The sequence below is a fragment of the Brevibacillus sp. NPDC058079 genome (assembly GCF_042885155.1).
Taxonomy (GTDB): Bacteria; Bacillota; Bacilli; order Brevibacillales; family Brevibacillaceae; genus Brevibacillus.
This window is the reverse complement of the sequence record NZ_JBHVSO010000017.1, coordinates 54,061-70,570: the sequence shown is the minus strand read 5'-3', so window position 1 is coordinate 70,570 and position 16,510 is coordinate 54,061. Positions and strand designations below refer to the sequence as shown.

Here is a 16,510-nt window from a genome sequence, read left to right as displayed (position 1 = left end):
CACGCTCTTCAAATTATTAAACTCGCAAGAAGCGACGTACAGACACCAAACTTCCCCAAATCCCGATGAATGCACCAATCGCAAGCAAAGCCAGCGCCACTTGATACACGAGCGGGAATAGCGGCAACAGTTTAAACAGTTGGGAAGCTTCAAAGCTGGAGTGAATGGCATCCAGGAGGTAGTAATACCCAACCGTTAACATAATGGTCGGAATCAATGCCCCTGCCACACCCATCAACAGCCCTTCCACAAAGAATGGCCAACGGATAAACCAGTTCGTGGCCCCAACCAGCTTCATGATTTCAATCTCTCTGCGGCGTGCCACAATCGTCAGCTTAATCGTGTTGGCAATCAAGAACATCGCCGTAAAGCCAAGTCCAATAATAAAGGCAATCCCGACATTACGAACTGCTCCTGTCAAGGAAAACAGCTTATCCACAGTGCCTTCCCCGTAGGTCAGGCTTTTGACATACTGGAGATTTTTAATTTGAGCGGCAACAGCAGCAGTGTCTTGCGGTTGCTTCGTTTTTACGGTAAACGCATCCGGCAGAGGATTGCTTTCCTCCAATCCTTCAAACAAGTACGCTTTTTCACCAAGGCTCTCTTTAAACTGCTTCAGTCCTTCGTCTTTCGGTATAAATGAAACAGACTCCACTTGCGGAAGTTTCTTGATGTTGGTCTCAACCTGCGTGATGTTTTCTTTTGTCGCAAGCAAGTCCATGAAAACGCGAATTTCCACTTGTTTTTCGACGGATTGCGCAAAGTAATTGACGTTCATCGCCAACACGAGAAAAACTCCCAAAATAAACAGGGTAATGGTCACGGCACTAATAGAAGCGAACGACATCCAGCCGTTCCGCCCGAGGTTTTTGACCCCTTCACGGACATGGCGCCCTAGCGTCCTAATCTTCATAACCGTATTCCCCTCTCTGCTCATCACGGGCAATTTGGCCTGCTTCGATTGCAACTACCCGTTTTCTCATGGTGTTTACAATTTCCCTGTTGTGGGTCGCCATGACGACCGTCGTTCCTCGCTGATTGATTTCTTCAAACAGCTTCATGATTTCCCAAGAGGTCTCTGGGTCCAAGTTTCCCGTCGGTTCATCCGCGATAATAATTCCCGGGCTATTCACCAGCGCTCTCGCCAAGGCAACACGTTGCTGCTCACCACCGGACAGCTCGTTTGGCAGCATTTTGGCTTTATGCTTGAGCTTTACGAGGCCCAGAACATCCATCACACGCGGCTTGATTTGTTTAGGATTACTCTCGATTACTTCCATCGCAAATGCGACGTTTTCGAAAACAGTCAATGTCGGCAGCAGCTTGAAGTCTTGGAACACAACACCGATACTGCGGCGGACTAATGGAATTTGACGTTCTTTGATTCTGCTGACATTGAAGCCACCCAAAAAGATTTGTCCTTTCGTCGGCTTCTCTTCACGGTACATCAATTTGATAAACGTAGATTTACCCGCTCCACTGGGGCCAACTACGTACACAAATTCACCCTTTTCGATTCGAATGTTGATACCTTTCAAAGCATTCGTACCATTCGGGTATGTTTTCCACACATCGAACATTTCGATCAAGCAAATCACATCCTACTTCGTCAGATCCTTCTTTATGTATCTTGATCCTGATTTTTTGTTAACGGTAAAATCGACAAAACCCCTCTACCCACTAGCAACCGCTGACATACCTTGTTGAAAAACAGCGGGATTTCCCATCTTATCCATTATACCACCACGATTCAAGGATGGTATCCACTAAATCTCTCATTTCTTGTCGAAACAGCTTCGATTGTTAACAACTGTCACGAATTAGGGAGAAAATAAGATTGCACATTCCCGCCTAGCTTCATGGAAAACAGTTGGCTACAATGAGTGTGACAAGAAAGTCATCATGTAAAAGGAGCTGGTTATACCGTGGAAAATTTTGTTTACCATAACCCGACACAGCTGATTTTTGGACGGGGTCAATTGGCCCAGCTCGAGGAAAAAGCAAGACAGCTAGGTCCCACTGTTCTTTTGGTATATGGTGGTGGCAGTATAAAGCGAACTGGTCTCTACGACAAAGTGATTTCTCTCCTCCAGTCTGCGGGCTGCCGCGTGCATGAGTTGGCAGGAGTGGAGCCAAATCCACGTCTGAGTACCGTGAACAAAGGAATTGAGCTATGTCGCCAAGAAGGCGTTAATTGGATACTCGCTGTTGGTGGAGGCAGTGTAATCGACGCGGCCAAAGCAGTTGCGATTGGTGTGCCCTACGAGGGAGATGTATGGGATTTTTATACGCGTAAAGCGGTCGCACAAGAGGCCCTACCCCTCGGTACCGTACTGACACTTGCTGCTACTGGTTCTGAAATGAACCGGGGAAGTGTCGTCACCAACTGGGAGACACAAGAAAAGCATGGAGCTGGCACGACGTTTCCGGCGTTTTCGATTCTGGACCCTGAGCATACGTTTAGCGTACCTCGCGACCAAACAATCTACGGAATCAGCGACATTTTGTCCCATGTATTCGAGCAGTATTTCACGCATACAACCGAAATTCCATTGCAAACACGTTTTGCTGAGTCGATCATGAAGACCGTCATCGAAAATGCAGAACGCGTCCTCACCAATCCGGAAGACTACGATGCCCGCGCCAACATCCTGTACTGCGGAACAATGGCATTGAACGGCACACTCCCGGTTGGCGTCACAACAGACTGGGCAACCCACTCTATTGAGCATGCTGTCAGTGCTGTTTACGACATCCCGCACGGTGGCGGTCTGGCGATCATCTTCCCGAAATGGATGCGCTATGTGTACCGTGAAAACGTCGCTCGCTTCGTGCGCTTCGCAACAGAGGTATGGAATATCGATCCTTTCAGCAAAACAGATGATGAGATCGCCTTGGAAGGGATTGCCGCTACAGAAGCTTTCTTTGCGCGTATCGGTGCCCCGACCCGATTTGCTGATTACGACATCACCGATGAGCACTTGCAACTCATGGCCGAAAAAGCCACTCCGTTTGGGCCGATCGGTCAGTTTAAGACGTTGACGAGTGACGATGTGGCACAGATTCTTCGCATGTCTTTGTAAACACAAACAAACGCCGCCTTCCAGAAATGGGAGTACGGCGTTTGTTACTTTGATCGTCAGTTTTGATTCAGCCATTTTTTCCGAATTAGATTTCCGCATAACAGCACCAACGGTACACCGATGCTGTAGGTAAAATCATAGAATGGCCAGTACTTCGAAATGATGTCTCCAAAGACGACAATATTGGGCGAGAATATCGTGGACATCACCATGAGCAAAACGATGTACGGCAAGATCAAGACCTTGAAGTTGTCGATTCGAAAGACATGACGGATTCCCAAATGAAAAAACAGGCAGTACAGCGTAATTTTGACGCTCACCGCGATAAACCAGATCACCGCAATAATCGCCTCTAGCCGCTGAATGAAATCCCCGAGCTTTAGCTGTTTGATGAGAACATAGGTCGGATAAAAATGCCGCGCAGTCTGATCTGCCCCCAAAACAAGAATACACATCAGCATGATGATGAACAGGACAATTCCCCCAAGCAATGTCCCCAAGAAAAACGATCTCATCCGTTTTTGGATGGGCGAGACAAACGGAAGAACCGCCATAAAAATGACCAGCTCTGAATAAGGAAAGGCAATTGCCGCCGTAGATCCCTGCAAAATAGGCTTCCACCCGTTTTCAAATACAGGTTGAATTCTCGATATTTCTGCCTGTGGCAGTAGAGTAATCATGAGTAAACCAAAAAAGAAAAAGAACCAGACAAAATAGATTTCTGCCGATTCTGCGACTGTTTGCAGTCCCAAACTGACACCAAACATAATCACAATGACAAACAACAGCTGTATCGCGAATCTTGGAGTCGAGACTAATAGATGCGTGCCAACAAAGTCGCCAATTTCCATCACATGCGCCCCTGCTGAAAACAGCGTATAGCTAATAAACGAGAGTGTAATGATCGTTCCTAGTACTCTCCCAACCGTTTGATCAACGAAGGTGAAAAAGCTTTGATTCGGATAAAGCTTCCCCACAGCTATGAGTAAGACAATATTGAGCAGTCCCACCATAAGGCCGACCAGGACAGATATCCACGCATCCTGTTTAGCAAGTGCAGCCGTCATGCCAGGCAGGACGAGAACGGAGTCCCCAATGGTAACAAGGGTGACGAGCATCAATAGTTGACGGGGACTGATCTTGTTGGTCTCTTGCATGATTGCTCCCTGCTCTCTTTAGGCCTTCGATCCCTTTGTACAATTATTTCCTCCATGATTCGGCGCTAAACACATAAGCATTTCATGCTATGATAAAGAAATATATGTAAATTTCGAAATGGACTGGAGGACTGCAACGATGTACAGAGTAAAAAAGCAGGACGTGATTTATGCCATGTCTCCTGAGAATCAGCCGGTCTTGAAGGTAGAAGCAGGCAGTATCGTAGCGTTTGAAACCTGCGATTGCTTCGAGGACCAAATCCAATCGGCTGACACCGTGTTTCAAGAGCTTGATTGGAATCGGATCAACCCTGCTTCCGGCCCTATTTATATAGAAGGAACAGAACCAGGCGATATTTTGGTTGTTCATATTCAGAAAATTGAGATTAAAAATCAAGGCGTAATGGTTACTGGACCAGAACTGGGTGTAATGGGATTCGCCCTGCAAGAAAATGTGATCAAAATGATTCCGATACAAGATGGACAAGCTGTCTTGTCAGACAAGCTTCAGGTTCCGGTCAATCCCATGATTGGCGTAATTGGAACAGCTCCTGCCAAAGAAGCCATTTCGTGCGGTACGCCAGGCGATCACGGCGGCAACATGGACTGTAAGCAAATGCGTGAAGGTACTACATTGCTTTTACCCGTAAATGTTCCCGGCGCATTATTTGCCCTGGGTGACCTTCATGCTGCAATGGCTGACGGTGAAGTAGCTGTATGTGGTGTGGAAATTGCCGGGGAAGTAACCGTAAAGCTCGATGTGATAAAAGGAAAGCAGTGGCCGTTACCGATGGCAGTCAACCAAGAGCACCTGATCACGATTGCGTCAGAAAAAGAACTGGACAAGGCTGCCGATCGAGCGGTAATCAACATGGTACAATTTCTACACGAAGAGCTGGGCGTAGAAAAGGCCGAAGCCACCTTCCTGCTCTCCGCTGCGGGCGATTTGCGTATCTGTCAGGTCGTCGATCCTTTAAAGACAGCCCGTATGGAGTTGCCTCTAGCGTACGCAACCTCATTAGGCTTTGATTCAAAAATAATCGGTAGATAAGGATAGAACGCAAAAAAACCCCAAGCTTTGGGGTTTTTGCTTTTCCTACATGTACGTTTTTATGCAGGTGAACCGACATCGATCAGGGATTCAATCATGACCTTTTGACTGTTTTTGTCCACCCAAGCATGTGTTTCTACCAGTTGCTTGCGGTACCAATCAATTTGTACTTCTACCTGATTACGAGCGGTCCCACCCAACACGTTGCGTGCATTGACAACTGTCTCAACAGCTAGAGCGTCATACACATCTGCCCCAATATCCTCTGAGAAGCTCTGGAATTCTTCCAAGGTCAAATCGAGAAGATATTTTTGCTGCTCGATGCAGTACAAGACGGTTCTCCCTACGACTTCATGCGCCTGACGGAACGGCATGTCTTTGCGAACCAAGTAATCTGCCAAGTCTGTCGCATTGGAAAAATCGTTGGTAACTGCTTGACGCATGCGATCTGCTTTGACATGCATCGTCTTAATCATCGGCGTGAGCAACGCTAGTGCCCCATGAATGGTCGCTACCGTATCGAACATGCCTTCTTTATCTTCTTGCATGTCCTTGTTGTACGCCAGCGGCAAACCTTTCAATACGGTCAACAATCCAAACAGATTGCCGTAAACACGCCCTGTTTTTCCGCGAACCAGCTCTGCTACATCAGGATTTTTCTTTTGCGGCATGATACTAGACCCCGTGCAAAATGCATCGTCTAGCTCCACAAAGGAGAATTCCTGGCTGCTCCAGATGACGAGCTCTTCGCATAGACGGGAAAGATGGGTCATGACCAAAGAAGCGTCTGCCAAAAATTCGACGATGAAGTCACGGTCACTCACCGCATCCATGCTGTTTTGATAGATACCGTCAAATTGCAGCAATTCCGCTACAAACGTGCGGTCGATCGGGAATGTCGTACCTGCGAGTGCGCCTGCTCCAAGCGGTAGCACATTCACACGCTTCCACGTCTCAGTCATCCGTTCGATATCGCGTTGCAGCATGGACACATACGCCATTAAGTGATAGCCGAACAATACTGGTTGCGCACGCTGCAAATGTGTATAGCCTGGCATGACGGTATCGAGATGCTGGCTCGCTTGCTCGAGCAATGCCTCTTGCAAATACATCGCCAATTGGATAATCTCCATCAGCTTTTCTCTGAGGTACAGGTGCATATCCAATGCAACCTGATCATTACGGCTGCGGCCAGTATGGAGTTTGCCCCCCACCGGACCGATCTCTTCAATCAGCATCTTTTCAATATTCATATGCACATCTTCATGCGCTACGAGAAACTCAGCTTGCCCGCGCTCAATTTTCTCTTTTACTTTTTTCAAGCCAGCGATGATCTGTCTTACTTCCTCCATCGGCAGGATGCCGCACTTGCCCAACATGGCAACATGAGCCAGGCTTCCGACGATGTCCTGTCGCCACATTTTCTGGTCGAAAGAAATAGAAGCGGTATACTCTTCTACGAGTTGATTCGTCGGCTTCGTGAAGCGTCCTCCCCAGAGTTTCATTGCTTGATCGCATCCTTTTCATCCAAAATCTTAATGGCAGTGTTTTTATTCTCGTTCAGTACACCCTCGTTTACCTGTGCGTATACCTTTGTAGGCAGACCCCACAGCTTGATAAAACCGAGTGCTGCTTTGTGGTCGAATTGGTCACCTGCATTGTAAGTCGCCAGCTCATGGCTGTAGAGTGACGATGCAGAGGTACGGCCTACAACAATCGCATGTCCTTTGTGCAGCTTCACGCGTACAACACCCGTTACGTGTTTTTGCGTTTCTTCAATGAATGCCTGGACAGCATTGCGAATTGGCGAATACCAGAGACCCTCGTAAATCACTTGCGCCAGTTTCTGTTCGACAATTGGTTTGAACTGAGCCACCTCACGAGGTTGCGTCAAGAATTCCAGCTCACGGTGAGCCAAAATCAAGGTAGTCGCAGCCGGTGTCTCGTAAACTTCGCGAGATTTGATGCCCACCAAACGGTTTTCCACATGGTCGATGCGGCCTACGCCATGGTTTCCAGCGATTTTGTTCAGCTTGAGGATCAGCTCAGCAAGCGGGAGCTCTTCGCCGTTCAATGCAGTTGGCTTCCCTTGCACGAAAGTGATTTCGATTTCTTCTGCCTCTTCTGGTGCATCTGTGATCGACTTCGTCAGATCGTATGCACCTTCTGGAGGAGCTGCCCATGGATCTTCCAGAACACCGCACTCGCAGCTTCTGCCCCACAGGTTTTGGTCAATGCTGTATGGATTGTCCAGATCGATTGGGATCGGGATATTGTTCTTTTGCGCATATTCGATCTCTTCGTCACGCGTCCAGCCCCATTCACGAACCGGTGCCACGATTTTGATATCCGGGTTCAGCGCTGTAAAGGAAACATCGAAACGTACCTGGTCGTTTCCTTTTCCTGTGCAACCGTGTGCGACAGCTACCGCGCCTTCTTTTTCCGCGATTTCAACCAGCACGCGCGAAATCAGGTAACGCGACAGTGCAGACACTAGCGGATATTTCCCTTCGTACATCGCGTTTGCCTTCAGAGCTGGCAATACAAATTCCTCTGCGAATGCATCTTTTGCATCCACTACGATGGATTTCAATACCCCAACCTGCAATGCTTTTTTCTGTACGAAATCGAGGTCTTTCCCTTCCCCTACATCCAATGCAACTGCAATGACATCGTAGTTATACGTATCTTGCAACCATTTAATTGCTACCGATGTATCTAAACCGCCTGAATAGGCCAACACAATTTTATCTTTTGCCATCATTCTCTCTCCCCGTTTCGAAGTTTCTCTTATGCGAGTAATTATACAAACGAACTAATAAAAATACAACTATTTTTCTTGTATATTTCTTGTGAATTCACAGACAAAAACGGAGATGCAGAGGAATTATACATTTTTCGCATAAAGAGTATCTTGTTTTTATGCATACTCATCATCTGTTTATGCATAAACGTTGCGAGATTGAAAGGGAAACTTATCCAAGGTAGAGAATGAATGAAAGGAGGAATTCCATAGGAGATATCTGTTGGAGGGATTATGAAAACAATTTATTTGGTACGTCATTGTCAGGCTGCTGGCCAAGAACCCGAAGCACTGCTCACGGAAAAGGGAGAAGTACAAGCTCGGGAGCTTGCCACCTTCTTCGCAGGTTCCCCCATTGATCGAATCATTTCGAGTCCGTATCATCGGGCGATTGCTACCATCCAACCACTTGCACAGGAACTCGGAATCGTGGTTGAAGAAGACACGCGTTTGGTTGAGCGCGTCCTTAGCGGAGTACCACGTGAAGATTGGTTCGAACGACTGCGCGATACGTTCAATGACCTGTCGCTTGAATTCGAAGGGGGCGAATCCAGTCTTACTGCTATAAACCGGGTAAATTCATTGCTCACTGAGATTTTGGCAGATGCGCATAAAGAAATCGTGCTTGTTAGCCACGGATGCCTGCTGGCCTTACTCATGAAATCAATTGATGACCGCTTTGGCTTTCACGATTGGGAGAAATTAAGCAATCCAGATGTATTCAAGCTTACCTACCATTTAGAAACCAAAGAGCTCGTCCGCATATGGTCGTAAACGAATAAAAACAGTTACAAGGGGCAGCTTATCTGATTGCCTCCTGTAACTGTTTTTGTGGGATGGACTCCATTCCGATAATGCTCTGCAACTCTTCGTATGGCAGTCGCTGAACGATTCTGATAAAATGCTCCGCCAATATCGGATCAAATTGGGTACCGGAGCCCCGTCTGATTTCTTGAAGCGCTTCCTCCACAGGCAAGCCTTTTCGATATGGCCTGTCCGCGACCATCGCATCGAAAGCGTCTGAAATGGCTAAAATTCTCGCCATCAGTGGTATCTCATCCCCAGCTAAACCATCCGGGTATCCCCTTCCGTCTATTCGCTCATGATGGGAGCGGATCGCAGGAAGCAATTCATTGAACATCCCTGCTTGCAAAATAATTTCGTAGCCAATGACCGTGTGCTGCTTGATCTTGTCATACTCTTCCGGGGTCAACTTTCCTTTTTTATTGAGAATTTCGTCTTCGATGCCGATTTTTCCAATGTCGTGCAGGATTCCCCCGATATAAACATCCTCCACTTTTCTTTCGGATAAACCAATATCTCTCGCAATTTCTCTTCCCCAGTAAGCTACACGCTGAGAATGTCCACTTGTGTATCGATCTCGTGCGTCAATGGAAGCAGCCATCGTCGTTAAGAAGTTGTGATTGAATGATTTGACCTCTTCTACTTTTTGCTGAAGCCTTTGAAGGTTGTCATAGTAATGATGAAATACGTAGCTGATCGTAATAAACGCAATCATCATAGGAATTAGTGTTAGCGGGCCATATGACTCTACTAACCGTGAACCTACTCCGGCTAGAATTAAAAGCAGCAAGTAAGTCGAGGTGAAGCCTTTTGCCATCATCTTTACGGTTCTCGCCCAAGTCATTTGATGAAAATAGGAGATACCCAATCCACATAAAATCAGGTTCACAAACCAATACACACCAGCCAAAAACAAATCGCTAATAATGGGAGAAATGGTTCCGAAGCCCTCGATCCAATCCTTCAAAAACGCTACTGTCCATATTGTCATTAGCAATTGCCCAATATTAATGATAGCTTTTAGCGGATTAAACCTTACCAGGAAAGCAATGATTAAAGATTCAATAACAGCAGCCCATACTCCGACCCATACTCCGTACAACAAAATACCCGAAAAGATTACAGCATTGTTCACTGTTAAAATCGTATTCGATATACGCACGGGAGCAAAACAGGAGAAAATGGTCAAGAGGGTATAGGTAGATAATACCCCCCAATGCTCACGAGCAGTCCATTCAGATGAAGATGTGTAAAAAATATAGATTGCTGCAATGACAAATCCAACCTGTACAACAATCCCCTTTATCCAAACCGCATAATTAGTTTTTTGTCGCATAACTTTTACCTTCGCGAAGTTGTAGTAATGAAATAGGTTTATTCATCAATCGCTGAACAAGTAAAAAGGCTCCTAACATAATAAAAATATCGCCGATGCTAATAATCCGAGGAATGATAGATGGCATGTAGATGACATCGGTCAAAAATGGAAAATTTGAACTTTCCGTCAATACACTATGCTTGAAATTCGTTCCATTTATAACTGGTTCTAAATCATAAGGAAGCTTTGCTGCTTGGACTAAATCGATTGGCATTTTTCCATTGTTAGACCAAATTGCAATCGCATTCAGAAACCAGCCGATTAAAAATATCCGCATATCTTCAAATTCTCGATTAAAAACGAGGAAAGCCAAAATAAACACATACGCGATCGATATGAAAAGGCCACCGATCGTAGGGAAGATGACTGCACAAGCCTGCAGCAATATGGTAACGATAAGAAGTTTTAGTTGATTGAATTTAGGAAATTCCTTGATTCTTCCCCCTCGCAGCAATGCTACGAGAAAAGATAGGGCAATTACATCCAATAGCATGTTGTTTCCTCCAAGCTTGAAGAAAAAACACCACTCAGCCAAGCGGTGTTTGTTTCTCCAATACGCTTATTATCCAATATGGAAGTTTGCAGAAGTAGCTGCTACGATTGCAACCACCATCATAATTGCCGCGAACCATTTTTTCATTTTCTTTTCCCCCCTTCAGGCATAGTGGAGAAAGCTGGCTTCGCTACTGTCCGTGATGCAGAGGCCAAGCGACCAAGTACAGCCCCTGCTCCTCTTTCCTTTTCCGTTATGGAAAAGGTTGGATTCGCTACTGGCTCCATACGGACCAAGCGACCAGATACAGTCCGTACTTCTTTGCTTCTTTCCTACCTTTATTTTACACATAAGTGACAAAATTCGGCAATCATAGATTCATAGTCTATTCGATTTAATTACAGCTAGTTCTATTTAACTAGAACTATGTTCACACCAGCGCCGCCAATATCGCCTTTTGTGCGTGCAATCTATTTTCAGCCTGATCAAAAATGACAGAGCGCGATCCGTCGATGACCCCGGTTGTCACTTCTTCCCCACGATGTGCTGGCAAGCAGTGCAAGAAGAGATAATCACGATCTGCCGCTGCTACCAATTTTTCGTTCACTTGATAGTCGGCAAATGCTTTCAATCGCACCTCATTTTCTTCTTCAAAACCCATACTAGTCCAAACGTCCGTGTATACAGCATCTGCCCCCGTGACAGCCTCTGTCGGATCGGTGGTCACCATCATGTTTCCACCACTTTGTTTCGCGTATTCTGTAGCCTTTGCGACAATTGTTGCATCCATTTCGTAGCCTACCGGAGTCGCCACCCGCACATCCAGACCTAGCAGAGCTGCGCCCAGCACCAGTGAATTCGCCACGTTGTTACCGTCTCCTACATAGGCGAGCTTGACTCCTTTCAGCTTGCCTTTATGCTCCCAGATCGTAAGCAGATCAGCCAACGCCTGACACGGATGGTACAGATCGGTCAAGCCATTGATAATGGGGATCGACGCGTGCTCGGCAAGCTCTTCTACATAAGAGTGGGAAAAGGTGCGAATCATGATGGCATCCACGTACCGAGAGAGAACTTTCGCTGTGTCGCTGATCGGCTCCCCGCGTCCGAGCTGTAGCTCTTTTCCGCTCATGAACATCCCCAAGCCGCCCAACTGATGCATCCCTACTTCAAAGGAGACGCGCGTGCGGGTCGAAGCCTTGTCAAAGATCATCCCCAACGTCTTGCCTTGCAAAGGCTGGAATGGCTGTCCCAGCTTTTGCAATTGCTTGACGTGAGCAGACAGATGAAGCAGCTCCATCAATTCCTCTCCGTTGAATTCATCGACGCGTAAGAAATCTTTTCCTTTATGCTTTTGTAACGGTAAGTTTTGAAAGTGTTCCAATATCTTCACAGGCTGCATACGAGCCACCTCTTTTCTTCATAATAGACTTCACGTATAACTCGAACGTATCGACAGCGGAGAACAACGGCACACCTTGTTGTACCAGACGGCTTCGCAGAGCAAATCCTGTCCGGCCCTGACGATTGCCTTTCGTCGCAGTAACGATTGCAAAGGCCGCTTCTTCCTTTTGCAATAGCTCGATCCACGCCGCTTCATCTGCCACGACATGCTTCACGACAATTCCTTCGGCTTTCAGCCACTCGGCCGTTCCCGGAGTCGCCGCCAGATTGGCACCGTCTGCTTGAATTTGTCCAATCGACTCTCTTACGCCGTCCTGCTTATCTCCATCTGCCAGAGAAATCATGACCAACTGACCTTTTTGCCAGTCGCCGTACAAATTGTCTTTGAAAGCAAAGGCTTTGCCTGCTGCCTCTTCGAAAGAATGCCCCAGGCCAAGAACTTCGCCCGTCGATTTCATCTCTGGACCTAGTACCGGGTCTACGCCGTTCAGCTTGATCGTGGAGAAAACTGGCGCCTTGACGACTGCAAACGGAATCTCTGGCAAAAGCCCTGTACCATAGCCCATCTCCGACAGCTTTTCACCCAATTGTGCGCGAACCGCTAATTGAACCATCGGGATGCCCGTCACTTTGCTCGTAATCGGCACGGTCCGTGAAGCACGAGGATTTACCTCCAGTACATAAACCGTTTCGCCATCAATGACGAACTGGATATTGATTAACCCGACCGCTTCCATTTCCCTCGCGATTGCTTCTGTATAGCTCGCGATTTTGTGCTTGATGTCATCCGTCAGTTGAGGAGCTGGGAACAAGGCTACACTGTCACCAGAGTGGATGCCCGCTCTCTCCACATGCTGGAAAATCCCTGGGATAATGACAGATTGTCCGTCGCATACCGCATCTACTTCTGCTTCCTTGCCTGGGACGTATTTATCCACGAGAAGTGGGAAAAACATGCTCATGTCCGGATGGTTCAGCCAGTCGTGAATGGTAGCTTGCAGTTCCTCGATATTGTGGACTACTACCATACCTTGCCCGCCGATGACGTACGAAGGTCGCATCAAAACAGGGAAGCCGATTTCATCCGCTATCGCGGTCGCATCCGCCAAAGACGATACTCCTTTACCGGGGATATGAGGAATGTCCAGCTTGCGCAGCATGGCGTAGAACAGCTCGCGATCCTCCGCACGTTCGATGGCTGTAAGCGACGTACCCATTACTTGCAGACCCGCATGCTCCAGCTTTGCTGCCAGATTGATTGCGGTTTGACCCCCAAACTGAACCATGACGCCCTCCACCTGTTCGCGTTCTGCGATATGCAGCACGTCTTCTACGTGAAGCGGTTCAAAATAAAGATGGTCGGCTGTTTCATAGTCAGTGCTGACCGTCTCTGGGTTGTTGTTCACAACGACAGCAGCAATACCGCTTGCCTGAAGTGCTTTGGCTGCATGTACGGAGCAGTAGTCAAACTCGATACCCTGACCGATGCGAATGGGACCTGAGCCAAGTACCAGTACTTTGCGGCCAGACAGTGACTCGACCTCATCTATTCCTTGCCAATCTGAATAGTAGTAAGGGGTTTGGGCATCAAATTCTGCTGCACACGTGTCCACGATTTTATAAGTAGGCGTAATGCCCGATTCTTGACGAAGTGATTTGATTTCGGTAGGTGTAGCACCCACTAGTGAAGCGATGGTTTCATCGGCAAACCCGCGACGCTTTGCTTCCAACAACAGCTCTGGGGTCAGTGTTTTCCTATCGTGGCAAGACAGCTCTACTTCCAAGTCCACGATTTTACGCAAGCTCCGCAAGAAAAACGGATCGACACCAGTCAGACTGTGCAGCTCACTTTCTGTAAAGCCTTTGCGGATCGCCTCAGCAAAAACAAACAGTCTGATATCAGTCGCTTCCTGTAAGGAATGTGCAAGCTCCTCACGCGTCCAGGATGCCAGCTCTGGTCGAGTCAAATGTGTGCAGCCCTGTTCCAGAGAACGAACTGCCTTCAAAAGTCCTGCTTCCAGATTGCGGGCGATCGACATGACCTCGCCAGTCGCTTTCATTTGCGTCCCCAGCTTGCGGTCTGCCAGTGGGAATTTGTCAAATGGGAAGCGTGGTATTTTGACAACGATGTAGTCCAACGCTGGTTCAAAGCTAGCGTACGTATAGCCCGTGATTGGATTGAGTACCTCATCCAGTCCGTAGCCCAATGCGAGCTTGGCGGCGATCCGCGCGATTGGATAGCCTGTTGCTTTAGACGCCAACGCACTTGAACGACTGACACGAGGATTTACTTCGATCAGCACATACCGATCGGAATTCGGATCAAGCGCAAATTGAATATTGCAACCGCCTACTACCCCAAGCGAACGAATCACTTTCGTTGATACGCTGCGCAGCATTTGGTACTGGCGATCTGTCAGCGTCTGAGAGGGCGCGACGACAATACTGTCTCCCGTATGAATACCTACTGGGTCCAAATTTTCCATATTGCACACGATTATGCAGGTATCATTTGCGTCCCGCATGACCTCGTATTCAATCTCTTTCCAGCCTTTTACACTGCGCTCAATTAATACCTGACCAATTGGGCTAGCCGCAATGCCACCGGCTGCAACCTTTCGCAAGGACGCTTCATCCCCTGCGATCCCGCCACCTGCTCCTCCGAGTGTATAAGCAGGACGGACAATCACTGGATACCCTATCGCGTTCGCAAACTCGATTGCTGCTTCTACAGATTCGACTGTATCGCTCTCTGGAACAGGCTCTCCGATTTGTTGCATCAATTGCTTGAACAGCTCACGGTCTTCCCCGTTTTGAATGGCAGCCAACGGCGTACCCAACAGCTGCACACTGTATTTTTCCAGCACGCCCGCTTCTGCCAGCGAAACAGCAAGATTAAGTCCCGTTTGGCCGCCTAACGTAGGCAAGAGGCCATCGGGACGCTCTTTTGCGATAATAGCTGTCACGGATTCCACCGTGAGCGGCTCCAGATATACTTTGTCCGCTACTTGTTCATCTGTCATGATCGTTGCCGGATTGTTGTTCACCAGCACGACCTGCACGCCAGCTTCTTTTAGGGAAAGGCAAGCCTGTGCACCTGCATAATCAAACTCCGCTGCCTGCCCGATGACGATCGGACCAGAACCGATGACCAATACTTTATGAATGTGTGGCAATTTAGGCATATCTCTTCGCTCCTACTACGCGCATCGACTGCAAGAATTGGTGGAAAATGTGGGACGTATCACTAGGGCCCGGATGTGCTTCCGGATGGAACTGCACACTGAAAACAGGCAGACTGACGTGTCGCAATCCTTCGACTGAACCGTCATTGACATTGCGATAGGAAACCGTTAACTGACGTTTATCCAGAGACTCTTCCTTGACCACGTACCCGTGATTTTGTGAACTCATATATACTTTGCCAGTCATCAGATCCTTGACCGGATGATTGCTGCCGCGGTGACCGTATGCGAGCTTTTCTGTCTTGCCGCCGTACATCAATGCCAATACTTGATGCCCCAAACAAATGCCCAATGTCGGGTACTGCTCCACGGCTTTGCGCCATTCGCTGCAATACGCAAGCAAGTGCTCCGGATCGCCAGGCCCATTGGAAAATAACAAGCCGTCTGGTGCGAGAGCATTGATTTGGGCAAAACTCGTATCAAAAGGAACGACCGTAACACGGCAGCCCTGCTGGAGAAGAGCATCCAAAATCGATTGCTTCATGCCGAGGTCAATCAAGACGACATGCTCCCCTATTCCTGGGTACCGCTCTACCTGTTGTCTGGATACATTGGCAACTAATGATTTCTTGGCGTGCTTGTAGCGCAGGGACACAACTTCCTCCACCTGCATAGGCTGATCGGAAATGACACCGAATACAGTACCGTCTTGACGGACGCGCTTTGTAATCGTTCGCGTATCAATCCCTGCAAGGATCGGGAATCCAAATGCTTCTGCCGCTTGGGCCAAAGTCATGTTTGATTCGTAATGGCTTGGCTCCATGCATAGCTCGCTGACAATCATCCCTGTCAAAGCTGGCTTGGCTGCCTCATAATCCTTTTCGTTGATCCCGTAGTTTCCGATCAAGGGATACGTGAACGTAACGATTTGCCCTGCAAAAGAAGGGTCTGTCATCACCTCTTGATACCCCGTCATTCCTGTATGAAAAACCACTTCTCCGAATCCGTTAATTGGGGCGCCATACAGCTTCCCTGTAAAAACCTCGCCGTTCTCCAGCGTTAAATATCCTGTTCCTAACGATTGATTCTCTCTATCCATCTATAAAGCCACTCCTCTCCAATGGGCACCGGACTGATCGCTCTTATCGAAAA

At 47.7% G+C, this 16,510-nt stretch carries 13 protein-coding genes; 3 read left to right on the top strand and 10 right to left on the bottom strand.

Features of this window, described 5'->3' with window-relative positions:
• Positions 1–16 precede the first annotated feature (16 nt).
• Both ftsX and ftsE read right to left on the bottom strand, forming a co-directional pair.
• Positions 17–913, bottom strand: coding sequence for a permease-like cell division protein FtsX (ftsX, locus tag ACFVS2_RS31035; protein WP_173619623.1), 897 nt, complete (start codon positions 911–913; stop codon positions 17–19).
• Positions 903–1,589 carry a cell division ATP-binding protein FtsE gene (ftsE, locus tag ACFVS2_RS31030; RefSeq protein ID WP_173612226.1) on the bottom strand — a complete coding sequence of 229 codons (687 nt, stop codon included), beginning with the start codon at positions 1,587–1,589 and terminating at the stop codon, positions 903–905. The genes ftsX and ftsE overlap by 11 nt, the downstream gene beginning before the upstream one ends.
• Positions 1,590–1,925: 336 nt before the next feature.
• Between ftsE and ACFVS2_RS31025 the strand changes: the two genes are divergently transcribed.
• Positions 1,926–3,083 (top strand): iron-containing alcohol dehydrogenase, encoded by a 1,158-nt coding sequence (locus ACFVS2_RS31025; RefSeq protein WP_390240292.1) that lies wholly within the window; start codon positions 1,926–1,928, stop codon positions 3,081–3,083.
• Between the two features lie 56 nt (positions 3,084–3,139).
• Here ACFVS2_RS31025 and ACFVS2_RS31020 read toward each other — a convergent pair whose 3' ends face one another.
• On the bottom strand, positions 3,140–4,240 hold the full coding sequence (locus ACFVS2_RS31020; RefSeq protein WP_390240290.1) for a GerAB/ArcD/ProY family transporter: 1,101 nt from the start codon (positions 4,238–4,240) through the stop codon (positions 3,140–3,142).
• Between the two features lie 139 nt (positions 4,241–4,379).
• Between ACFVS2_RS31020 and ACFVS2_RS31015 the strand changes: the two genes are divergently transcribed.
• A complete protein-coding gene (locus ACFVS2_RS31015; protein ID WP_390240288.1) occupies positions 4,380–5,291 on the top strand; it encodes an acetamidase/formamidase family protein in 912 nt (303 codons plus the stop codon).
• A gap of 59 nt (positions 5,292–5,350) precedes the next feature.
• On the opposite strand, the gene argH is transcribed toward ACFVS2_RS31015, so the two are convergent.
• Positions 5,351–6,796 carry an argininosuccinate lyase gene (gene argH / locus ACFVS2_RS31010; protein ID WP_007718258.1) on the bottom strand — a complete coding sequence of 482 codons (1,446 nt, stop codon included), beginning with the start codon at positions 6,794–6,796 and terminating at the stop codon, positions 5,351–5,353.
• Complete coding sequence (locus ACFVS2_RS31005; protein WP_390240286.1) at positions 6,793–8,052, bottom strand: argininosuccinate synthase; 1,260 nt, start codon at positions 8,050–8,052, stop codon at positions 6,793–6,795. The genes argH and ACFVS2_RS31005 overlap by 4 nt, the downstream gene beginning before the upstream one ends.
• A 276-nt stretch (positions 8,053–8,328) precedes the next feature.
• On the opposite strand from ACFVS2_RS31005, the gene ACFVS2_RS31000 reads away from it, so the two are divergent.
• Positions 8,329–8,868 carry a histidine phosphatase family protein gene (locus ACFVS2_RS31000; protein ID WP_390240284.1) on the top strand — a complete coding sequence of 180 codons (540 nt, stop codon included), beginning with the start codon at positions 8,329–8,331 and terminating at the stop codon, positions 8,866–8,868.
• Between the two features lie 28 nt (positions 8,869–8,896).
• Here the strand turns inward: ACFVS2_RS31000 and ACFVS2_RS30995 are convergent, their stop codons facing one another.
• The 5 genes from ACFVS2_RS30995 to ACFVS2_RS30975 all read right to left on the bottom strand — a co-directional run bounded on the left by ACFVS2_RS30995 (position 8,897) and on the right by ACFVS2_RS30975 (position 16,457).
• Entirely contained in the window at positions 8,897–10,234 is a 1,338-nt protein-coding gene (locus ACFVS2_RS30995; RefSeq protein WP_173619628.1) for an HD-GYP domain-containing protein, read from the bottom strand.
• Entirely contained in the window at positions 10,218–10,769 is a 552-nt protein-coding gene (locus ACFVS2_RS30990) for a DUF5317 family protein (RefSeq protein WP_173619629.1), read from the bottom strand. The genes ACFVS2_RS30995 and ACFVS2_RS30990 overlap by 17 nt, the downstream gene beginning before the upstream one ends.
• Before the next feature lie 430 nt (positions 10,770–11,199).
• Positions 11,200–12,171, bottom strand: coding sequence for an ornithine carbamoyltransferase (gene argF / locus ACFVS2_RS30985; protein WP_390240282.1), 972 nt, complete (start codon positions 12,169–12,171; stop codon positions 11,200–11,202).
• Complete coding sequence (carB, locus tag ACFVS2_RS30980) at positions 12,116–15,358, bottom strand: carbamoyl-phosphate synthase (glutamine-hydrolyzing) large subunit (RefSeq protein ID WP_390240280.1); 3,243 nt, start codon at positions 15,356–15,358, stop codon at positions 12,116–12,118. Before carB ends, argF begins: the two co-directional genes overlap by 56 nt.
• Entirely contained in the window at positions 15,351–16,457 is a 1,107-nt protein-coding gene (locus tag ACFVS2_RS30975; RefSeq protein ID WP_173619631.1) for a carbamoyl phosphate synthase small subunit, read from the bottom strand. Before ACFVS2_RS30975 ends, carB begins: the two co-directional genes overlap by 8 nt.
• Positions 16,458–16,510: the final 53 nt, after the last annotated feature.